Annotated in this window: 19 protein-coding genes; 6 read left to right on the top strand and 13 right to left on the bottom strand. The window is 56.9% G+C overall.

Annotated features, from left to right (window positions below; translation table 11 throughout):
• From rhtC to pldA, 3 genes are read right to left on the bottom strand one after another with little or no spacing between them, the layout of a single operon-like run.
• Positions 1-624 carry a threonine export protein RhtC gene (gene rhtC / locus FHW04_RS10705; RefSeq protein ID WP_031375032.1) on the bottom strand — a complete coding sequence of 208 codons (624 nt, stop codon included), beginning with the start codon at positions 622-624 and terminating at the stop codon, positions 1-3.
• 12 nt (positions 625-636) lie between these two features.
• Positions 637-2466 (bottom strand): ATP-dependent DNA helicase RecQ, encoded by a 1830-nt coding sequence (recQ, locus tag FHW04_RS10700; protein WP_031375033.1) that lies wholly within the window; start codon positions 2464-2466, stop codon positions 637-639.
• Positions 2467-2490: 24 nt separating this feature from the next.
• The gene (gene pldA / locus FHW04_RS10695; RefSeq protein ID WP_031375034.1) at positions 2491-3369 is read right to left on the bottom strand and encodes a phospholipase A; all 879 of its coding nucleotides are present in this window, start codon (positions 3367-3369) and stop codon (positions 2491-2493) included.
• Between the two features lie 194 nt (positions 3370-3563).
• On the opposite strand from pldA, the gene FHW04_RS10690 reads away from it, so the two are divergent.
• Both FHW04_RS10690 and rarD read left to right on the top strand, forming a co-directional pair.
• On the top strand, positions 3564-4034 hold the full coding sequence (locus FHW04_RS10690) for a thioesterase family protein (RefSeq protein ID WP_031375035.1): 471 nt from the start codon (positions 3564-3566) through the stop codon (positions 4032-4034).
• A gap of 23 nt (positions 4035-4057) precedes the next feature.
• Entirely contained in the window at positions 4058-4957 is a 900-nt protein-coding gene (gene rarD, locus FHW04_RS10685; RefSeq protein ID WP_089561591.1) for an EamA family transporter RarD, read from the top strand.
• On the opposite strand, the gene FHW04_RS10680 is transcribed toward rarD, so the two are convergent.
• From FHW04_RS10680 to FHW04_RS10635, 10 genes are all read right to left on the bottom strand, one after another.
• Positions 4928-5980, bottom strand: a complete 1053-nt coding sequence (locus FHW04_RS10680; protein WP_046289561.1) for an AbrB family transcriptional regulator — start codon at positions 5978-5980, stop codon at positions 4928-4930. The two genes, rarD and FHW04_RS10680, sit on opposite strands and share 30 nt — an antisense overlap.
• Before the next feature lie 97 nt (positions 5981-6077).
• Positions 6078-7031, bottom strand: a complete 954-nt coding sequence (gene corA, locus FHW04_RS10675; protein WP_031375037.1) for a magnesium/cobalt transporter CorA — start codon at positions 7029-7031, stop codon at positions 6078-6080.
• Between the two features lie 178 nt (positions 7032-7209).
• The gene (gene ysgD, locus FHW04_RS10670) at positions 7210-7266 is read right to left on the bottom strand and encodes a YsgD/CorL family protein (protein ID WP_353846917.1); all 57 of its coding nucleotides are present in this window, start codon (positions 7264-7266) and stop codon (positions 7210-7212) included.
• Positions 7267-7333: 67 nt separating this feature from the next.
• Complete coding sequence (gene uvrD, locus FHW04_RS10665) at positions 7334-9496, bottom strand: DNA helicase II (protein ID WP_031375038.1); 2163 nt, start codon at positions 9494-9496, stop codon at positions 7334-7336.
• 156 nt (positions 9497-9652) lie between these two features.
• Complete coding sequence (yigB, locus tag FHW04_RS10660) at positions 9653-10369, bottom strand: 5-amino-6-(5-phospho-D-ribitylamino)uracil phosphatase YigB (RefSeq protein ID WP_089561592.1); 717 nt, start codon at positions 10367-10369, stop codon at positions 9653-9655.
• Positions 10366-11271, bottom strand: coding sequence for a tyrosine recombinase XerC (gene xerC / locus FHW04_RS10655; RefSeq protein WP_046289560.1), 906 nt, complete (start codon positions 11269-11271; stop codon positions 10366-10368). The genes yigB and xerC overlap by 4 nt, the downstream gene beginning before the upstream one ends.
• Positions 11268-11972 carry a DUF484 domain-containing protein gene (locus tag FHW04_RS10650; RefSeq protein ID WP_031375040.1) on the bottom strand — a complete coding sequence of 235 codons (705 nt, stop codon included), beginning with the start codon at positions 11970-11972 and terminating at the stop codon, positions 11268-11270. The genes xerC and FHW04_RS10650 overlap by 4 nt, the downstream gene beginning before the upstream one ends.
• On the bottom strand, positions 11969-12793 hold the full coding sequence (gene dapF, locus FHW04_RS10645; protein ID WP_031375041.1) for a diaminopimelate epimerase: 825 nt from the start codon (positions 12791-12793) through the stop codon (positions 11969-11971). The genes FHW04_RS10650 and dapF overlap by 4 nt, the downstream gene beginning before the upstream one ends.
• A 28-nt stretch (positions 12794-12821) precedes the next feature.
• Positions 12822-13022 carry an LPS translocon maturation chaperone LptM gene (gene lptM / locus FHW04_RS10640; protein ID WP_031375042.1) on the bottom strand — a complete coding sequence of 67 codons (201 nt, stop codon included), beginning with the start codon at positions 13020-13022 and terminating at the stop codon, positions 12822-12824.
• Between the two features lie 146 nt (positions 13023-13168).
• Positions 13169-15727: a class I adenylate cyclase gene (locus FHW04_RS10635; RefSeq protein WP_031375043.1), complete on the bottom strand. Its 2559-nt coding sequence runs from the start codon at positions 15725-15727 to the stop codon at positions 13169-13171.
• Between the two features lie 313 nt (positions 15728-16040).
• On the opposite strand from FHW04_RS10635, the gene hemC reads away from it, so the two are divergent.
• From hemC to hemY, 4 genes are read left to right on the top strand one after another with little or no spacing between them, the layout of a single operon-like run.
• Positions 16041-16982 (top strand): hydroxymethylbilane synthase, encoded by a 942-nt coding sequence (gene hemC / locus FHW04_RS10630; protein ID WP_046289559.1) that lies wholly within the window; start codon positions 16041-16043, stop codon positions 16980-16982.
• On the top strand, positions 16979-17707 hold the full coding sequence (hemD, locus tag FHW04_RS10625) for a uroporphyrinogen-III synthase (RefSeq protein ID WP_089561593.1): 729 nt from the start codon (positions 16979-16981) through the stop codon (positions 17705-17707). Before hemC ends, hemD begins: the two co-directional genes overlap by 4 nt.
• Positions 17708-17732: 25 nt before the next feature.
• The gene (gene hemX / locus FHW04_RS10620; protein ID WP_031375046.1) at positions 17733-18866 is read left to right on the top strand and encodes a uroporphyrinogen-III C-methyltransferase; all 1134 of its coding nucleotides are present in this window, start codon (positions 17733-17735) and stop codon (positions 18864-18866) included.
• A gap of 2 nt (positions 18867-18868) precedes the next feature.
• Positions 18869-20065, top strand: a complete 1197-nt coding sequence (gene hemY, locus FHW04_RS10615) for a protoheme IX biogenesis protein HemY (RefSeq protein ID WP_031375047.1) — start codon at positions 18869-18871, stop codon at positions 20063-20065.
• Positions 20066-20721: the final 656 nt, after the last annotated feature.

Raw genomic sequence — 20721 nt, 5'->3', positions numbered from 1 at the left:
TTAGCGGGAAATGATCAGATGAATACCAAAGCCGGCAAACAACACGCCAGCCATGCCATCGACCCACTTCGCCAGGCGCTGATACCTGTTACGCATCCACGGCATTGCGAAGATAGCGGCAACCAGCGCAAACCAGGCAAATGTCTCGCCGATAATCAGTAAGAACAGGCCCCAGCGCTCGGCTGCACCGACGTCATCGCCTACAAACAGGGAAAATACGCTGCCGAAGTAGATGATCGCTTTAGGGTTGGACAGGTTGGTCAGCAGACCCTTGATGAAACTCATGCCACGTTTCGGCAGCTCAACCACCGGCTCATCCTGCTGCGGCTGTTTATGACGCTGACGCGCTGAACACATCAGCTGCCAGCCCATCCACAGCAGATAAAGACCGCCGCCCACCATAATGATCTGATGCAGCCAGGCCATTTTCTCCAGAATCAGATGCAGCCCCATCAGCGCCACCCCGGCCCAGACCACGATGCCGAGTGTAATGCCCAGCACGCCCATCATCGCCTCTTTGCGTGAACGGCTGGCGGCGGTTTGCGAAACGAAAAAGAAATCGGGGCCGGGGCTCATCAGTGCGACCAGATGAACCAGTGCCACGGTGGCGAATAACATCAGCATTATTAGTATCCTTTACTCTTCATCATCAAGATGCTCTTTGATCATCACCAGGAAAGGTTTGCCAAAGCGCTCCAGTTTGCGGTGACCGACGCCATTGACGCTGAGCATCTCTGACGCGCTAACCGGCATCTGTTCTGCCATCTCAATCAGCGTGGCGTCATTGAACACCACGTAAGGCGGAATATTCTCTTCATCAGCGATCGCTTTACGCAGCTTGCGCAACTTGGCAAACAGTTTGCGATCGTAGTTGCCGCCATAAAATTTCGCCGAACTGTTGCTCTTCGGCTTCGCGGTAATCAGGCGCGGCACTGCCAGCATCAGCGGCACTTCGCCGCGCAGCACCGGCCTTGCCGCTTCGGTTAGCTGCAGCGCTGAATGCATCGCGATGTTTTGCGTCACCAGTCCGAGGTGAATCAGCTGACGTAACACGCTGACCCAATGCTCATGGCTCTGGTCTTTGCCCAGCCCATAAATCGGCAGTTTGTCGTGACCGTGCTCGCGGATCCGCTGGTTATTGGCACCGCGCAGCACTTCGACAATATAGCCCATACCGAAACGCTGGCCGACGCGATAGATACCGGACAGCGCTTTCTGCGCCTCGACCAGTCCGTCGTAACGCTTGGGCGGATCGAGACAGATATCGCAGTTGCCGCACGGCTGCTGTCGGCCCTCACCAAAATAGTTGAGCAGCACCAGACGGCGACAGGTCTGCGCTTCAGCAAAGGCGCCCATCGCGTTGAGCTTATGACGCTCAATGTCCTGCAACGGGCCTGGCGCTTTCTCTTCGAGACATTTTCGCAGCCACGCCATATCCGCCGGATCGTAGAGCATCATCGCCTCGGCAGGCAGGCCATCACGCCCCGCTCGCCCGGTTTCCTGATAGTAGGATTCGATGTTGCGCGGGATATCGAAATGCACCACGAAGCGGACGTTGGGCTTATTGATGCCCATCCCGAACGCCACCGTGGCGACCACGATTTGCAGATCGTCACGCTGGAATGCTTCCTGAACCCGGGCGCGCTGCTCGCTGTCAATGCCGGCATGGTAGGCCCCGACGCTCAGTCCCCGACTTTGCAGGCGCGCGGCGGTATCTTCGACCTTCGCCCGGCTATTGCAGTAGATAATGCCGCACTTACCGCGCTGATCCTGCACGTAACGCAGCAGCTGCTCGGTAGGTTTAAATTTTTCGACCAGCGTGTAGCGAATATTGGGACGGTCAAAGCTGCTGATCTGGATCAGCGGATCCTGCATATGCAGCAGGTTAACGATATCGTTACGGGTGGTTTCGTCGGCGGTGGCGGTCAGAGCCATCACCGGCAAATCCGGAAAACGCTGACGCATCTGCCCCAGCGCGCCATATTCCGGACGGAAATCGTGACCCCATTGAGAAATACAGTGCGCTTCGTCGACCGCCAGCATGGCCGGCTGCCAGTACGCCAGATTCTCCAGGAAGTTATCCATCATCAGGCGTTCTGGCGCGATATAAAGCAGCTTAACCCGACCGGTACGGCAATCTGCCATCACCGCCTGCTGTTGCTCACGCGTCATGGTCGAATTGAGATACGCCGCCGCAACACCGTTGGCCAGCAGTTGATCGACCTGATCTTTCATCAGCGAGATCAGCGGCGAGACCACCAGTGTCAGCCCCTCGCGCACCAGCGCCGGAATCTGATAGCACAGTGATTTACCGCCGCCGGTCGGCATCACGACCAGACAATCACGCCCGCTCAGCGCCTGGTTGATGATCGTCTGTTGACCGGGACGAAACTGCTGGTAGCCGAAGGTATCCTGCAATACCTGCTGCGCCAGCGCTTCCTGATTTAGGACTGCCGAGGTTGCCACTCTATTCCTGTCTTACGTAATTGATTAGAACAAGTCGTTAAGCGTTACGCCTACACCCAGACGGGTCTGACGATGGTCGTAATCGATCAGCGATTCGCCATAGCCGCTAAACACCTGGGTATAGAAGCGAACATGCTCCGAGATCGGATAGCTCCAGGCCATGGTCGCGCCGCCATAACCGCTGTTCCAGTTATAGTTGCCTTCGACGCTAAAGATGCTGTCGCCGAGCTTATAGCCAACTTTGGCGCGGTAGTAACCCATATATTTGGTGATATCGGGATTATCATCGCTGCTTTCGCCTTCCGGAATCCGGTACCAGGGTTTGATTTCCGCCAGGAAATTCCCGTTCTCCGCCATCAGGCGGGTATAGACGCGGTTCCAGCTACGTGAGGTTGGGTCGCTTCGGCCATTGGATTCATGGTTCAGGCCCACTTCCACGTCACGCAGCGTCCAGCCAGCAAAAGAATAATCGGTTGCCCAGCCGAGGAAAATCTGAGGCTCATAGTTGGTTTCGCGGAATGGTGATGACTCACCGCGATTCGACAACTGCCACCAGGAACGCTGCGTATATGAGGCAGCCAGCACCGAGTTATCGCCCAGGATACCGCGCCACAGCGGGAATGCCAGACTGAGCTGGAATTTTACCTCATCCTTACGGGCGTTTTCTGCCCAGTTGTAGGAGGAGATCGCCTCTTTATTGAGATCGCTGGTGTAAGTGTAGAGAAGATAGTTGTTCTCGTAAGGATAGAGGACGAACGGATTATCATGCTTCTCCAGCAGGTTAGCGATGATGCTGCCACGAACCTGCGGCGCGTCATGCACTTCTTTAACCTGAGCTTCGTCCGCCTGCGCCAGTGCAGGAAGTAATAACATAGCCGCCAGCAAGGCGCGATGCTTACGCATAAAATTCTCCGGTGAGCGCTGCGTAGTAAAAATTTCTGAAAGGGTGTCGTAAAAAGCAGGCCATTCTACACGCAAATGGCAGTGAAGATGAGAGCTGATTTCTTAAACTGGAAACCCCCTCGCGAGCGGCATAGAATACACATCTCATTAACATTACGCGCCCCTCTGGCCCGAATTTTTCAGGACACTTCATCATGTCATCACTTGTGCTGACGCAGCAGGATGCCCGCCGTCTGGTTGGCGAGATTTTCGTCTACCACATGCCGTTTAATCAGGCGCTAGGTCTGGAGCTGACGCGGCTGGATGCCGACTATGCCGAAATCAGTTTCGCCAATCAAACCATGCTGGTCGGCAACACTGCCCAGCAGATTCTGCACGGCGGCGTGATCGCTTCCGTGCTGGACGTCGCGGCGGGCATGGTGTGCGTCAGCAATGCCCTGACGCGCCAGGAGAGCATCAGCGAAGAGGAGCTGCGTCAGCGCCTCTCCCGCATGGGCACCATCGATATGCGCGTTGACTATTTGCGTCCGGGACGCGGCGAACGCTTTACCGCCACCAGCAGTCTGCTGCGCGCCGGTAACAAAGTCGCGGTGGCCCGCGTCGAATTGCACAACCAGCAGGGTGATTATATCGCTACCGCAACCGCCACTTATCTGATCGGCTAATTTCGCCTTACAACAGGACAGACATGGATACGCAACAAACTCGCCAGGGCGTTGGCTTTGCACTGGGCGCTTACTTTATCTGGGGCATCGCCCCGGCTTATTTCAAGCTGGTAAAAAATGTTCCGGCAACCGAAATCATGACGCACCGGGTAATCTGGTCAGCCCTGTTTATGCTGATCCTGATCTCCCTGACGCGCAGCTGGCCAGGCGTTCACAGCGTCCTGCGCCAGCCGAAAAAAGTGCTGCTGCTGGCGCTTACCGCGCTCACTATCGGCGGCAACTGGCTGCTGTTTATCTGGGCGGTGAATAACCAGCATATGCTGGAGGCCAGTCTCGGCTACTTTATTAACCCGCTGATCAACGTAGTATTTGGCATGCTGTTTTTGCGCGAGCGTTTTCGCCGCTTACAGTGGCTGGCAGTGGTGCTGGCTACCGTCGGTGTGCTGGTACAGCTCTGGCAGTTCGGTTCGCTGCCGATTATCGCGCTGGGTCTGGCGCTGAGCTTTGCTTTTTATGGGCTGTTACGCAAAAAGATTCAGGTGGATGCGCAGAGCGGAATGCTGATTGAAACCCTGTGGCTGTTTCCGCTGGCGGCCATCTACCTGTTTGCTTTTGCCGACAGTGCCACCAGCCATCTATCGGCCAACCCGCTGAGCCTGAACCTGAAGCTGGTGGCGGCAGGTATTGTCACCACCATTCCGCTGATGCTGTTCGCTGCCGCCTGTAGCCGCCTGCGTCTCTCTACCGTCGGCTTCTTTCAGTATCTTGGCCCGACGCTGATGTTCGTGCTGGCGGTGGTGTTCTACGGCGAAACCATCACGCCAGACAAAATGGTGACCTTTGGCTTTATCTGGCTGGCACTGCTGGTGTTTGTCTGTGATGCGGTGGCATTTTCATTCCGTGGCCGGCCGCGCATAGCGTGAGATAAAGCGCGCCATTGCCGGACCGGTCAGCAGGATGGTAAACAGCCGCAGCGTCTGTAATGCCATCACAAAGGCCATATTGACCTGGGTTCCGGCAGCAATAATCGCCACCGTGTCCAGTCCGCCTGGGCTAGTGGCGAGATAAGCCGTCATCAGATCGATGTGCAGTACGCGCGTCAGCATCCACGCCAGTCCGCCACACAGCAGCATCAATCCAAAGATCGACGCCAGCATCTGCGGCAGCGTGCGCAGAGCCAGCAAAAATACCGGCCGGGTGAAGCGCAGGCCGACGCTCCAGCCAATCAGCGCGTAAGCCAGTGCCAGCAGCCATTCCGGCACCTGCAAAATTGCCATCCCGCTGGTGTTCAACGCCGCACCCGCCAGGGCAGGCAGCAATAAGGCACCGGAAGGAATGCGCAACCGGGTCCCGAGCCATGCTCCAGTCAGCATCACCGCCAGCGTTACCGCAAAACCGCGATTCAGCGGCGGGAACCACAGCAGCGAAACGCTATGGGCCGCATCGCCCAGTCCGATCCGGGCCACCAGCGCCGCCGCAGTGGCGACAAACAGCACCCGCAGATATTGCATGAATGCCACCAGCCGCACGTCGGCACCGAAATCGCCAGCCATTGCGACCATTGCCGATGCACCGCCCGGTGACGATCCCCATGCGCCGGTCGGGCCGGGCAGATGACTGAAGCGGACCAGCAGAAAGCCTGACAGGCCGCTGGCCGCCAGCGTCAGCAGCAGCACCGCCAGCACCACCGGCCAGTCCTGAATCAGCGGAGTCAGAATAGAGGGCGAAAGGCTCTGCGCAATCATGCAGCCCAGTACCGCCTGCGCCAGCAGAAACAGCCGTTTATCAATGCGCATTGTCGCGCCTGACAGCCCCATCACCACACCGACAATCATCGGTCCCAGCAACAGCGCGGCGGGCAGATGAAAAAATTGCAGCACGCCGCCCAACAGCACCGAGCTGAATAACAGCAGTGTCCACTGCGCGCGCAACGAGAGTGCATCCATAAGAAGTTAATTATTTGTAAAAAGAGGGGGTAAGATTACGCAGAAATGCAGACGGGGACCAGCAAAACGGGCCGTCTCAGACGACCCGCTGCCTGCTTTATAACCAGTTCTTACGTTTAAAGTAGAGATAAGGCGCCAGTCCGGCCAGAATCATCAGGCCAATCGCGGCGGGATAACCAAAGCTCCACTTCAGCTCTGGCATAAACTCAAAGTTCATTCCGTAGCTTGAGGCGACCAGCGTCGGCGGCAGGAACACCACCGAAACCACCGAGAAGATCTTGATAATGCGGTTCTGCTCGATGTTGATGAAGCCCATCGCCGCCTGCATCAGGAAGTTCACCTTCTGGAACAGCGATTCGTTATGCGGCAGCAGCGACTCGATATCGCGCAGGATTTCACGCGCCTGCTCCAGCTGATTGCCCGGCAAACGCGCTTTACGCACCAGGAAGTTGAGCGCGCGCTGGGTATCCATCAGGCACAAACGCACCTTCCAGCCGATATCTTCCAGTTCGGCTAAACGCGACAGCGCCAGATCGTACTCTTCGCCCTGCTGACCTTCCATGATCACCCGGCTCAGTTTTTCCAGGGCGCTATAGATGTTCTCAATCTCATCCGCCAGCTGTTCGATTTTGGTTTCAAACAGGTCGAGCAGCAGCTCAAACGCATTGCCGTCGATCAGCGTCTGATTACGGGCGCGCATGCGATAGAGCCGAAAGGCCGGTAGTTCGCGTTCACGCAGCGTATAGAGACGGCCTTCACGGATGGTGAACGCCACGGTGGAGTTACCGGCGTGATCTTCAGCATCTTCATAGAAGAAGAAGGAGTGTATATGCAGGCCATCTTCATCTTCGAAGAAGCGCGCCGAGGCCTCAATATCCTCCAGCTCTGGCCGGGTTGCCAGGCTCTGACCGAGTTCGGATTGCACCCGGTCACGCTCGCCCTCTTCCGGTTCGATCAGATCGACCCAGACGGAGGTGGTCAGTTTGTCGTTTTCGTCTTCCAGCTCCAGACGCGTCAGGCGGCTGTGATCCAGTTTAAATGCGCTCAGCATAGCAATACTCCCCATTGCAGACTAAATGGGACAAGGCAGTCCGCCGTTCACCAAGCGGAACGGGCAACCTGAACACGGAAACACAGTTTCAAGGGTAAATCAGTGCTGACTCGTGCGACGGGATTAGAAAAGGGAGGTCGCTGATAACCGCTAAGGCTACCCGCGTAGAGAGGTAGCCTTAGATGTTATTCCTGTTATCCAGGTTAGTGAGCCAGCATCGACTGGGCGTGTCCAAGGCATTGTCCTCTCATGATAATAGTGGGCGCATGTTACGCTGAGACGAAAATGTCGTCAACCGCAGGCTACAGGGTTTCCAGTTTGGCGTAAGCCGCCACTAACCACTTGATTCCCTGCCCCTGGAAAGCCACCTGCAGGCGGCTATGCTCACCGCTGCCTTCCAGATTAATGATGGTGCCTTCACCAAATTTCGCGTGATGCACCCGCTGGCCCAGCGCGAAACCGCTGTCGTTTTTGCTTATCGGCGCACCCATCCGCTGATGATTCACCGGACGGCTGACGCTGGCGCGTAAGCGCACTTCTTCAATGCACTCTTCCGGCAGCTCGCCGATAAAACGTGAAGGACGGTGATACACTTCTTTACCATACAGTCGGCGGGTTTCGGCGTAGGTTAGCGTCAGCTTGATCATCGCGCGGGTCACACCAACGTAAGCCAGTCGACGTTCCTCTTCCAGCCTGCCGCCTTCGTCCAGCGACATCTGGCTCGGGAACATCCCCTCTTCCATGCCGACGATAAACACCTGGCTGAACTCCAGCCCTTTCGCCGAGTGCAGCGTCATCAGCTGCACCGCATCCTGCCATTTGTCGGCCTGGCCTTCGCCTGCCTCCAGCGCCGCGTGCGATAAAAAGGCCTGCAGCGGCATTAAGTCTTCATCTTCATCCTGATAGCTGAACTGGCGTGTGGCGGTTACCAGTTCCTCAAGGTTTTCGATTCGCGCCTGACCTTTTTCACCTTTCTCCTGCTCATACATCAGCCACAGACCGGAGTCTTTGATCACCCGGTCAGTCTGGACGTGCAGCGGCAGCTCTGCGGTTTCCGTCGCCAGCGAATCGACCAGTTCACAGAAACGTTGCAGCGCCGACGCGGCCCGGCCAGCCAGCGCGCGGGTTTGCAGCAGTTCACGCGTTGCCTGCCACAGCGTCATCTGTCGTTCACGCGCGGTCTGGCGCACCACGTCGAGCGTACGATCGCCCACGCCACGCGTCGGGGTGTTAACCACGCGCTCAAATGCTGCATCATCATTGCGGTTGGCCATCAGGCGCAGATAGGAGAGCGCATCTTTGATCTCCTGACGTTCGAAGAAGCGCATACCGCCATAAATACGGTAGGGCATACTGCTTTGCAGCAGCGCCTCTTCCAGCACGCGTGACTGGGCGTTGCTGCGATAGAGAATGGCGCAATCATTCAGCGCGTTGCCGTTTTCCATCCACGTCTTGATGCGGTTTACCACGAAGCGCGCTTCATCCAGCTCATTGAAGGCGCAATAGATGGAGATGGGTTCACCGTCGCTGCCGTCGGTCCACAGCTCTTTACCCAGACGGCCGTTGTTGTTGGCGATCAGGGCGTTGGCGGACTTCAGAATGTTGTTGGTTGAGCGATAGTTTTGCTCAAGGCGGATGGTTTCCGCGCCGGGGAAATCCTGCAGGAAGCGCTGGATATTCTCGACCTGCGCCCCACGCCAGCCATAGATAGACTGATCGTCATCGCCGACGATGATCACCCGGCTGCTGTCCCCCGCCAGCATGCGGATCCACGCATACTGAATGTTGTTGGTATCCTGGAATTCGTCCACCAGCACGTTGGTGAAGCGTTCGCGGTAGTGATTCAGAATGTGTGGCTTATTGAGCCACAGCTCATGGGCGCGCAGCAGCAGTTCAGCAAAGTCGACTAAACCGGCACGGTCACAGGCTTCCTGGTAGGCCTGATAGATACGCAGCCAGGTCTGCTCAACCGGATTGCCATAACTTTCAATGTGCTTTGGCCGCAGACCTTCATCTTTTTTGCCGTTGATGTACCACATGCCCTGGCGAGCCGGCCACTGCTTCTCATCCAGATTCATCGATTTGATCAGACGTTTTAGCAGCCGCAGCTGATCTTCACTGTCGAGGATCTGAAAGTCCTGTGGCAGATTGGCATCCAGATGGTGGGCACGCAGCAAGCGGTGCGCCAGGCCGTGGAAGGTACCGATCCACATGCCGCCCTGGCTGGTGCCGATCAGCTGCTCGATACGGTGACGCATCTCGGCCGCCGCTTTGTTGGTAAAGGTCACCGCCATAATCGAGTAAGGCGAACAGTTTTCGACCGACAGCAGCCAGGCGATGCGATGGACCAGCACCCGCGTTTTTCCACTGCCCGCGCCTGCCAGCACCAGCAGGTTACTGCGCGGTGCCGCTACGGCCTCGCGCTGTTTGTCATTCAAACCGTCGAGCAGTTCAGAAACGTCCATAAGCCCCGTTTACCAAAGAAAAAGGTCGTCGCCCGGTCTGTTACGCCTGACGCCAGGCGACGGCTGCCGGTGTCCGGCCTGCGGCGGGAACAAACCCGGCTGCCGCCACGGCCGCAGCGCGAAAGTAAGGGAGACGACTGGATAAATTTACAGCCATTATAGCAGTGAGGTGAGTGATGCCAACTGCGAAATTTCGACATGCGGCAACAGGCGCGCATCGGCGATCTGCATCAGGTTGTCCTGACGCAGGTTAATCCAGCAGGCCTGCATACCGCAACGCAACGAGCCAGCCACATCGGTGGTGAGGTCGTCGCCGACGTGCAGAATGTGCTGAGGGGCGATGTTAAGCCGCTGTGCCGCCAGCTGATACATATCCTGCCACGGCTTCGCACGTCCATCCGGCCCCGCCCGCAGCGTGAACCGGAAGTAATCGGCAATGCCCATTTTTTCCGGGCAGGCATTGCCGTTGGTGACCGCCACCAGCGGGACTTTCTCCGCCAGGATTTTCAGCGTCTGATGGGTCTCATCCGGCATCTCAACCTGACTACGCCATTGATGAAACACCGCCATGACCTGCTCCGCTCCGGCCATCGCATCAGCCGCAGACAAGCCGATATTGAGCATCGCCAGCTCAACCGAACGCCGCCGCCACTCCGACACATCGTGGTAGATCTCCGGTTCACGCAGCAGCAACTCATCGCGCAGCGCCTGATAAGCCTGCGGCGTAAAATCGCGCAGCGTCGGATGAAAGGCCTGTAACGCCGCGTGGGACTCAGCGCTGGTCCGGCGGATCACCGGATGGTTATCATACAGCGTGTCATCAAGGTCGAAGGTAATCGCTTTGATGGCAGCCAGCGGACGATAAAACTTCATTCGTTCTTTCCTCGTTTGGCCCGGGGATGCGCAGCATCATAGACCGAAGCCAGATGCTGAAAGTCGAGATGGGTATAAATCTGGGTGGTCGAGAGATTGGCATGGCCCAGCAGCTCCTGCACCGCGCGCAAATCACCGCTCGATTCCAGCAGGTGAGTCGCAAAGGAGTGCCGCAGTTTATGCGGATGAATATGGCTGGTCACGCCCTGCTTAATGCCCCATTCGGCGAAACGCTTTTGCACGTTGCGCGCCGATATCCGGTTGCCGCGCGTAGAGAGAAACAGCGCGTCATCCTGGCCGCCAAAGCTGGTGCGCAGCGGCAGCCACTGCTGGATCCAGCTGACCGCGGTACGGCCAATCGGCACACGACGCTCTTTGCTGCCTTTACCCACAACCCACACCTCGCCGGAATCGAGATCGACATGACGGCAATCCAGATTCACCAGTTCAGAGAGACGCAGACCACCGCCGTACATCACTTCCAGCATGGTGCGGTCGCGCACCGCCAGCGGATCGCTGGGATCGATCTCCAGCAGCTGGTTTACGTCATCGACATCAATATTTTTCGGCAGATGGCGCGCCTTACGCGGCGTCATTACCCCTTTCGCCGGGTTCGCGCTGAGCAAACCCTGGCTGACCTGCCAGTCGAGAAAGCTGCGCAGCGCGGAGAGGCGTAATGCAAGACTGCTGGCGGCCAGACCGGCGCGACGACTGCGTGCCGCCATGCTGCGCACCTGCGCCGGTTCAAGCTGCGTCCAAGCGCTGAGCTTCATCTCATCGGCAATCGCGACCAGCGCCGCCAGCTGGCGAGCATAGCTGCTCTGGGTCAGCGGACTGAGCTGGCGCTCCACCTTGAGGTAGCGCAGAAATCCGTCGACGGCCTCCTGCAGCGCGCTGCTCATGCGCGTTCGATCCAGCGAGTCAGCAAATCAGGCATCATCTGTGACAGGTGCTGCAGCAGCAAGGTACCCATGCCAGATTGATAATGCTGGCTGTCGCGGCTGCTGAAGATCAGCACGCCCAGATCGCCGGCTTCGCCCATCAGCGACATCGCGACCGAACCGATCGCTTTCGCCTGCGGTAGCAGCAGCAGTAATTCCGGGCCATTGATATTGCCCAGATAGTGATGCTGATTACCGAAGCGCTGGATGCGCAGCGGCTCAAAGGCCTGACGCGACAGGCTAAGCTGGAAGAAATCCGAAGGCGCGCCGAGCTGCCATTTATCGCTGAAGAGCCGCACGTTGGCCCCGGCCAGGCCGAGTTCACGCGCCCAGCGGTGCAGACGGTTCAGCATCTCCTGCAGCGAATCCGCTGCCGCCAGATGGCTTTGCAGCGCCAGCAAGCGATCAAACAATTCGTGATTGGCGGTGGCCTGTTCCATCAGCAGGGTAATCTCTTCTTCCAGCTGCTGGATATGGTTACGCTGCCGCGCCATGTGCCACTCAACCAGTGACACGCTGCCGCGTACCGGATGCGGCACCGCCATCTGTTCAATCTGGCGGGCGTTGCGAATGAAGAAATCGGGATTTTGCCGCAGATAATCACTGACGGCCTGATCGTCCAGCAGGACCGTACTGTCCGCCTGCTCTTCGATATTTTTCATAGATGAATAAACCCATCGTAGACATGTGTGGCGGGACCGGTCATGTAGAGTGGCTGACCCGCCCCCTTCCAGGCGATATGCAGCGTTCCGCCGGGCAAATCAACGCGCACTTTCGGCGCCAGAATACCCTGCTGAATGCCGCACGCAACGGCAGCACAGGCTCCGCTGCCGCACGCCTGCGTTTCCCCTGCGCCGCGTTCATACACGCGCAGACGAATGTGTTCCGGATTGATGATTTCCATAAAGCCGACGTTAACGCGATCCGGGAAGCGCTCATGGCTTTCCAGAATCGGCCCCAGCAGTTCAACCTGCGCGGTTTTTACGCTTTCGACCTGAATAACGCAGTGGGGATTGCCCATGGAAACTGCCCCCAGCATCACCGTCTGCTCGGCCACGCGCAGCAGATAGAGATTCTCGGCTTTATTGGCGCGAAACGGCACCTGCTGCGGCTCAAAGTTGGGCTCGCCCATGTTGACGCGCACCTGATCGTCCGGCGTCACGCTCAACACCATACGGCCATTCTGGGTACTGACGCGAATATCACTTTTGTTGGTCAGCCCTTTCAGCTGAACGAAGCGGGCAAAGCAGCGCGCGCCGTTGCCGCACTGCGCGACTTCGCTGCCATCGGCATTGAAAATGCGATAGTGGAAATCGAGATCGGGATCGTAAGGCGGTTCAACAATCAGCAATTGATCAAAACCGATCCCCAAATGACGATCGGCCAGCCGGCGGATCAACTCCGGCGAGAAAAAGACGTTTTGTGTCACCGCATCGACCACCATAAAGTCGTTGCCGAGACCGTGCATTTTGGAGAACTGCATTTTTAGCTCCGCCGGATAAGCCATTATATTAGTTCGCTTGCGCGCTCGAATCGCCGGTCACCAGACCGTTGACATCCGCTTTAGAGGCGTCTGCTTTCTGGCGTTCAGTCGGGGCTTGTTGCTTCTTCGGCTGGTCCTTCGGCGGGAAGTAAAGCGGCCCTTTCAGACCACAACCGGCAAGGCTGGTCACGGCCAGCGCCATCGCCAACAGGCTTATCACTTTCTTCATTCTTTATGCTCTTCATGTCCTTTACCTGGATGCTTATCATCGCAGTTGAAGTTGGAAAAGCAACAGGAAATCCCCGCAAATAGCGTGAGCAGAGTGTCAGGCCGGAAAGATGACGGCCACCTGAGCAGGCAGGCGGCCGATCGGGTTCAATGCACCTGATAGCGCGGTTGATAGTCGCCGTTGTCGTTATCAGGCGGCGAGGCGCACAGCTGCGTCAGCGTCTGGCTGCGGAACGGAATCACCTGGAAACGTTCACCGGTATTCACGATCTGATAGAACTGCGGCAGGTTGAAGTTGATAAAACTTGAGCCGTAGGTAAAGCGATCGTGCGACGAGGAGTAGAAACGGCTGACGTCTCGCACCAGCTCCTCTTTGCTGCCTTCGCAGTGATGGTAAACCTCAACCCGGTTAGTCTCATCAAGAATGTAGATGTTGAAACCGCGCTCATCGGTGGTGTTTTCAAAGAAGAACTGGATGATGCCTTCGCTGGCATAGCCGTTAACCACCGGCGGCAGCGGCGTCTGGTTGGTTTCCACCTTGATCGACAGGCCGTGCAGCTTGTTATTGGAAATCGCGCCGTAAAATTCGACGGCGTTTTCCAGCTTCTGTACCGAAACGCTCATGCGTTCAAAGAACAGACCCCAGGTCTGGCCGGCCATACGCAGCGCTTTGAAGCGACCCGGCTCCTGTCGCGTACTGGAAAGCCGTAGCTCAATGCATTCCGACACCAGTTGCTGCACGCGGGTCCGAATCAGCCCGCGCAGATGCTGGCTGTAGCAGAACACTTCGACCGTATCCGGCGGCGCGGCATCCTGATGCATCTTGCCAAGAATGGTTTTCAGCCCTTCGATCATCGCCTGTTCGCCGCTGAAGTGCAGCGTACGCACTTCATTCCACGAGTTACGATAGAGCAGGTCGATACTGCCAATCAGGCACTGCTGCTGCTGGCCGAAGCTGAACACGTCGAGCTTACGGAAGTCGAAGTGCACCACCTGATTACGGAACGCCGAGGTTGGATCGTGCTCGAGGTTGACGATAATCGCGAGGTGACGAATTTCACACGGGCTGTAGAGCGCTTTTGGCGTCGGGGCCGGCAGGCGAAGCGGGAAATGACTGGAGACGTCATTGACCAGCTCCTGCAGACGCGCCAGATCGCAGATCTCATTGCCTTTAATGTGCAGCCGGGTTTTGCGGGTCAGCAGACCGTTAAACCACGCCCACGCCACCAGCTTATTCAGATAGCGGTTATATTCCAGCGGCTGATGGCTGATGATCGAATCCATGTCCGGTGCCTGATTATACAGGTACCAGCCAGCGCGGTTGGCCCGGCCAGGCGGCACATGAATAAAGGTCAGGTTCGGCTCAGAAAGATCGGGCGAAATCTGCGGGTTGACCAGGGTAACCTTGCCTGGCAGTGCTTCAAACGCAGCGTACAGTTTACGGGTCAACACGCCGATGTCCTGCGGACTCGCGCTGACGCTTAAATTGTTGCGGCGGGCAAACCGGATCAGGTTGCGATAACTCTGCATCATCGCATCCAGCAGTTCATTGTGCGCTTCACGCACCCGCTCGATTTTCCACTCTGCGCGGTTATCCAGGATGGCTATTTTCTCGTCATCCCAGCCCCACTCTTTCACCAGCTGCGACAGAATTTCACGCCGCCATCCGGTGCGATGCTGATGTTCTTCGGTGCTGAGTTTCTCGCACACTTTGAGGTAGAAACAGCGGCGCACCAGATCGAGACGTGGCTGATCGTCCACGCTGGTCAGATAATGCGTAACGCGTTCCAGCATCATGCAATAGGGATCAAGCCCGAAGCAGATGATTTCGCCGTCGTGCAGGCGCTGTTTGATGTCCATCGCCAGCAGTTGTGTATTCGGGTATTCCCAGCTGTAGGCTTCCAGCAGCAGGGTTTTCAGCACCGCTTTATACGGCGAGTCGATACTTTTATACAGCTGCCACAGGCTGGCACCGAAGTACTCTTCCGCCGACAGCGTGCCAAGGCCGCCCAGATCGAGCCATTCGTTTGGCGTCAACACACCCTTGGCGTAGAGCGACATCACATAGTCGTCATAATGGTGCTCTTCTTCACCGGGCACCATGTTCCACAGGATACGTTTACCCGCCATGCGCACCGCCGTGCGGTAAAACTCGTCCAGCAGCAGAATATGTTGGGTCGAACCGCAATCTTCACCGCCCAGATTACCGCTTTCGTTATGCCGGAAACGGTTCTCATCGATCAGGAAGAAGCTCACTTCCACGCCCATTGAGACGCACCATTTCTGCAGCATGGTACATTTACGCTGCAGATTGAGGCGCTCTTCATTGTCCAGCCAGGATTGATGACAGACCCAGATGTCGAGATCCGACACGCTGTTCTGACCGACCGACGAGGTGCTGCCCATCGAATAGATCGCGGTGATCGGCATTTCGCCTTTTGGCGCATCGGCAAGGCGCAGATCGCTGTCGCCGGTCAAATCGGCCAGTAGCTGACGCTGATTTTCATCAGGCGTGAAGAAGCTGATGCCATGTGGAACGTTACCTTCAAGGTAACCCGGCATCTGCGGATGTTGATAATGTAATAAGGTTGGCAGCAGACTGTAGACGCGCTGAAAAGCGGGTCCCATGGCAGCCAGTGCACGATCGACGCGCAGCTGGTTGATTGCATCCAGTCTCTGTTTCAGTGTCTCAATGTAGAGGTACAAGACGTTTCGCCTGATTGTCCCAGTGTTTAAGCACCCTGTTTCCACCATCTGCCGCTTATAAAGTGAAAAAGTGGGCAGATTATTGCTGGAAACGTGATCAATCTAACACTCGGCAGATTGACCGTAAAGAAAGTTGCGCTACTTAACAGTTTAGCACGTTCTTACTGGCTTCCCGCCTTTTCAGCATCGGTATCAAATGAGCCTTGATAAATCGGGCCTAATCCGTGAGCAGGCCGTTTTCAATCCGTTGAAACTGACAGCATTCCCTCATAGATGATAGGATATTCAGTGAACGATCAAAATGGTTAACAGCATGTTAGACAAAATTTTCAGAATTGCTACAAGACAAAGCCCGCTGGCATTATGGCAGGCACATTATGTACAGCAACGCTTGATGAGCGCCCATCCTGGCCTGCAGGTTGAGCTGGTGCCGATGGTCACCAAAGGTGACATTATCCTTGATACGCCGCTGGCTAAAGTGGGCGGCAAGGGGCTGTTTGTCAAAGAGCTCGAACAGGCGATGCTGGATGGCCGGGCCGACATGGCGGTGCACTCAATGAAAGATGTGCCGGTCGATTTCCCTGCCGGTCTGGGTCTGGTCACCATTTGCGAGCGCGATGATCCGCGCGATGCGTTCGTTTCTCATCACTATGACTCCATTGATGCCCTGCCGCATGGCGCGGTCGTCGGCACCTCCAGCCTGCGCCGTCAGTGTCAGATCAGCGCCCGTCGTCCGGATCTGGTGATCCGCTCGCTGCGTGGCAACGTCGGTACCCGATTGGGTAAACTCGATGCTGGCGACTATGACGCCATTATTCTGGCCGTCGCCGGACTGAAGCGCCTCGGACTGCAGGATCGGATCCGTCAGGCGCTGCCGGCAGATGTTTCCCTGCCCGCGGTCGGTCAGGGCGCGGTCGGCATTGAGTGCCGTCTCAACGACAGCCACTTAATCAGCCTGTTGCAGGCGTTAAACCACGATGATACCGCCGTCTGCGTCAAAGCAGAACGCGCCATGAATACCCGCTTAGAAGGCGGTTGTCAGGTGCCCATCGGCAGCTTTGCGGTGCTGGAAGGCGATGAGCTCTGGCTACGTGGCATGGTCGGCGCGCCGGATGGCAGCGTGATGGTCAGCGGCGAGCGCCGCGGGCCGCGCGATCAGGCAGAACAGATGGGCATTTCACTTGCCGATGAGCTGCTTAACGGCGGCGCGCGTGAAATCCTGCGTGAAGTTTACCAGGGGCAGCCGCCGGCATGACCATTCTGGTGACGCGTCCGGAACCCGCAGCAGCAGAGCTGGTATCACGCCTGCATGCCCTGGGTAAGCAGGCATGGAGCCTGCCGCTGATTGAATTCGCGCCGGGCGTCGACCTGCCTCATCTGCCGCAAAAGTTAGCCGATCTGCAACCTGGCGATCTGGTTTTTATCCTGTCGCAGCAGGTTATCCACTACGCTCAACACGCCGTCACAGCGTGGCCCCCCGGGCTGGACTATTATGCAATTGGTCGATCCACTGCGCTGGCGTTCCATACCGTCAGTGGTCAGCAGGTGACCTGGCCGCATGCACATGAAACCAGTGAAGAGTTAATTCAGTTAAATACGCTGCAGCTGGTTGCCCATAAGCGTGCGCTGATTTTGCGCGGTAACCCCGGCCGGGAGCTACTGGCGGAGACCTTAACGCAACGCGGCGCAGAGGTGTCGTTTGCCGCCTGCTACCAGCGCTGTCAGAAACACTATAACGGTGCGACAGAAGGCCGGCGATGGCGCGATCGCGGCGTCTCGGTGCTGGTGGTGACCAGTGGAGAAATGTTACAACAGCTTTTTTCGCTGTTCCCCGCGATCGATCGCGAGGAATGGCTGCTCAACTGCCGACTGATTGTCGTCAGTGAACGTTTGGCTACCCTGGCCGCAGGATTGGGTTGGCAGGATATTCAGGTAGCCGATGGTGCCGATAACGATGCGCTATTGCGCGCGTTACGCTGAACTTTAACAATGGGATGTGCCACATATGACGGAACAAAAAGACTCCTCCGCCATGGTTGAAGAAACCACCCCAGCGGTCGACCGCTCTGCTGCCAGCAACGCCACACCACCCCGTAAAGCAAAAAACGGTGGCATGGTGCTGGGTGCGGTTGCGATCGTCATTGCGCTGGCGATTGGTGCAGGTTTATACCTTAATGGGAAACATCAGGCTGATTTACAGGCACAAACCAACCAGCGTCTGAGCGAACAGCTTAGCGCGCTTCAGCAGCAGGCCAGCAACGACAAACAGCAGCTAACGCAGCAGCTGAGTAGCACCGAAACCGCGCTGCAGAAGGCGGAAGCCCAACAGGGCGCCTCTGCCAAAGAGCTGGAAACGCTGCGTGAGAAAGTGGCTGTGATTTCAGGCAACGACGTGCGCAGCTGGTTGCTGGCGCAGGCGGATTACCTGGTGAAACTGGCGGGTCGCAAACTGTGGAGCGATCAGGATGTCACCACCGCCGCCGCGTTGCTGAAAAGCGCCGATGCCAGCCTGGCTGACATGAACGACCCGAGCGTGATGAATGTCCGTCGCGCGTTAACCCAGGATATCAGCACCCTCTCATCGGTCAGCCAGGTCGACTATGATGGCGTGATCCTGAAGCTGAATCAGCTGTCGAACAATGTCGACAATCTGCGTCTGGCCGATAACGACAGCGATGATGCGCCGATGGACAGCGACGGTGGTGAGCTGTCAGGTTCAGTGCGCGAATGGCGACAGAATCTGGTGAAAAGCTGGCACAACTTTATGGATGACTTTATTACCATCCGTCGCCGTGATAACACCGCACAACCGCTGCTGGCACCTAATCAGGATGTTTATCTGCGTGAGAACATTCGTTCCCGTCTGCTGATTGCCGCTCAGGCGGTTCCGCGTCATCAGGATGAGATCTACAAACAGTCGATCGACACCGTCTCCGCCTGGGTTCGCGCCTGGTACGATACCAATGATGCCGCCACCAAAGCGTTTCTCGCCCAGCTGGATGAGCTGAGCCAGCAGAGCATCAATATGGATCTGCCGGACAACCTCGAAAGCCAGCCGTTACTTGAGCAGCTGATGCAAACCCGCGTGCGGAACCTGTTAGCGCAACCCTCTGCCGCTGCTAATCAGCAGGGAGGCTAAGCATGCTTAAGGTATTTATCCTCTTTATCCTGCTGATTGCTGGCGTGGTGCTGGGACCGATGATCGCTGGTCATCAGGGCTACGTGCTGATTCAGACCGATAACTGGAATATCGAGACCAGTGTGACCGGGCTGGTGATTATCCTGATCATCAGCCTGCTGGTGATTCTGGCCGTGGAATGGCTGCTGCGTCGCGTGCTGCATACCGGTGCCCGTACCCGCGGCTGGTTTACCGGTCGTAAACGTCGTCGCGCCCAGCGTCATACCCAGTCCGCGCTGATGAAGCTGGCGGAAGGCGACCATCGTCAGGTTGAAAAACTGCTGTCTAAAGATGCCGATCATGCCGATGTGCCGGTCGCCAACTACCTGCTGGCGGCGGAAGCAGCTCAACAGCGTGGCGATGAAGTCCGCGCCAATCAGCATCTGGAGCGGGCGGCTGAACTGTCAGACAGCAACACCATTCCGGTGGAAATTGCCCGTGCGCGTATTCAGCTGGCGCGTAATGAAGATCACGCCGCGCGTCACAGCATCGATCGTTTACTGGAAGTTGCGCCGCGCCATCCTGAAGTGCTGCGCCTGGCCGAGCAGGCTTATATCCGTACCGGCGCCTGGAGCGCCCTGCTGGATATTCTACCGGCGATGCAGAAAGCACAGGTTGGCGATGACGATCACCGCGCTGCCCTGCAGCAACAGGCCTGGCTGGGCCTGATGAGTCAGGCGATGGCCGATCAGGGTAGCGACGGACTGAAGCGCTGGTGGGGCAATCTGAGCCGCAAAACCCGTCAGGAAACCACGCTGCAGGTCGCGATGGCTGACCACCTGATTGAGTGTGACGATCACGATACCGCGCAGTCAATCGTCCTGGAGGGGCTGAAACGCCACTATGACGATCGGCTGGTGCTGCTGATGCCACGCATCAAGAGCGGGAATCCGGAAGCGCTGGAGAAAGCGTTACGCCAGCAGATTAAACAGCATGGTGCTACGCCGCTGCTGCACAGTACGCTGGGTCAGCTATTGATGCGTCATGGTGAATGGCAACAGGCGGCCGAAGCGCTGCAGCAGGCGCTGGCACAGCGTCCTGATGCGTTCGACTATGCCTGGCTGGCGGATGTATACGATCGCCTGCGTCGCCCGGAAGAAGCGGCAAAGATGCGTCGTGAAGGCTTATTGCTGACGCTGAAGAACAATCCCGGCGCCTGATTGGCCGGAGAGAAAGATAAAAGCCGGGCTTGCCCGGCTTTTTTGTGCCCGACATTTACCGCCAGCCGGCAGTAAACCGCAGATAAAAAAACACCTGCCATAGGCAGGTGCAAGATCAGGTCGGTAAGACAACCGGGAGGTACCTGACTCAACGTGGTGTCTGTTAACCCTGTAAGACTTTCGCGATACAGGCAGGCAGACAACAGGTACCTAAAAATTGGCTCTGCATCATTCCCAGGTTTATGTTGCATCAGCAAACATAAGAGGTGGAATGAGCATCTACAGGTTTATTATTGCATAATTCATGCCAGCTTAGATTTTATTTTCAAAGCCTTTTTAAATCAGTTATTTAATAAAAATACGGAATAAGGTGACGTAAACAGCCTGCCGCGAGTGTCGGTATTCAGCGACACCGGTCCGCTTCGCTGTCTCTCTCTGGAGACAGCCACGAGAAACTGTCGAACATCCTTATAAAATCAACAGGTTAACTGTCGCAGAATAGCGACGCGGCCGGTCTTTCGCTAACCGACAGACGAAAAAAAACCTGTCTTTTCAGTCAGGTTTCTAAAATGGTCGGCGAGAGAGGATTACCTGGCTCTGCGAGCCTGCCCTGCGGGACGTTGTTGAAGCAACGTTGTCTCGCTGCGCTCGGCTCA

Source organism: Pantoea sp. AN62 (assembly GCF_050432985.1).
Taxonomy (GTDB): Bacteria; Pseudomonadota; Gammaproteobacteria; order Enterobacterales; family Enterobacteriaceae; genus Pantoea; species Pantoea brenneri.
The sequence above is the reverse complement of the archived record's forward strand: the minus strand, read 5'-3'. Positions and strand labels throughout refer to the sequence as shown.

Excerpts from the sequence above, each read along its gene's own strand:
- hemY (WP_031375047.1), top strand. The coding sequence starts at position 18,869 with ATGCTTAAGGTATTTATCCTCTTTATCCTGCTGATTGCTGGCGTGGTG.
- lptM (WP_031375042.1), bottom strand. The coding sequence starts at position 13,022 with ATGAAGAAAGTGATAAGCCTGTTGGCGATGGCGCTGGCCGTGACCAGC.
- FHW04_RS10680 (WP_046289561.1), bottom strand. The coding sequence starts at position 5,980 with ATGGATGCACTCTCGTTGCGCGCGCAGTGGACACTGCTGTTATTCAGC.
- rhtC (WP_031375032.1), bottom strand. The coding sequence starts at position 624 with ATGCTGATGTTATTCGCCACCGTGGCACTGGTTCATCTGGTCGCACTG.
- hemX (WP_031375046.1), top strand. The coding sequence starts at position 17,733 with ATGACGGAACAAAAAGACTCCTCCGCCATGGTTGAAGAAACCACCCCA.
- yigB (WP_089561592.1), bottom strand. The coding sequence starts at position 10,369 with ATGAAGTTTTATCGTCCGCTGGCTGCCATCAAAGCGATTACCTTCGAC.
- uvrD (WP_031375038.1), bottom strand. The coding sequence starts at position 9,496 with ATGGACGTTTCTGAACTGCTCGACGGTTTGAATGACAAACAGCGCGAG.
- hemC (WP_046289559.1), top strand. The coding sequence starts at position 16,041 with ATGTTAGACAAAATTTTCAGAATTGCTACAAGACAAAGCCCGCTGGCA.
- xerC (WP_046289560.1), bottom strand. The coding sequence starts at position 11,271 with ATGAGCAGCGCGCTGCAGGAGGCCGTCGACGGATTTCTGCGCTACCTC.
- FHW04_RS10690 (WP_031375035.1), top strand. The coding sequence starts at position 3,564 with ATGTCATCACTTGTGCTGACGCAGCAGGATGCCCGCCGTCTGGTTGGC.
- FHW04_RS10650 (WP_031375040.1), bottom strand. The coding sequence starts at position 11,972 with ATGAAAAATATCGAAGAGCAGGCGGACAGTACGGTCCTGCTGGACGAT.
- pldA (WP_031375034.1), bottom strand. The coding sequence starts at position 3,369 with ATGCGTAAGCATCGCGCCTTGCTGGCGGCTATGTTATTACTTCCTGCA.
- corA (WP_031375037.1), bottom strand. The coding sequence starts at position 7,031 with ATGCTGAGCGCATTTAAACTGGATCACAGCCGCCTGACGCGTCTGGAG.
- rarD (WP_089561591.1), top strand. The coding sequence starts at position 4,058 with ATGGATACGCAACAAACTCGCCAGGGCGTTGGCTTTGCACTGGGCGCT.
- hemD (WP_089561593.1), top strand. The coding sequence starts at position 16,979 with ATGACCATTCTGGTGACGCGTCCGGAACCCGCAGCAGCAGAGCTGGTA.
- dapF (WP_031375041.1), bottom strand. The coding sequence starts at position 12,793 with ATGCAGTTCTCCAAAATGCACGGTCTCGGCAACGACTTTATGGTGGTC.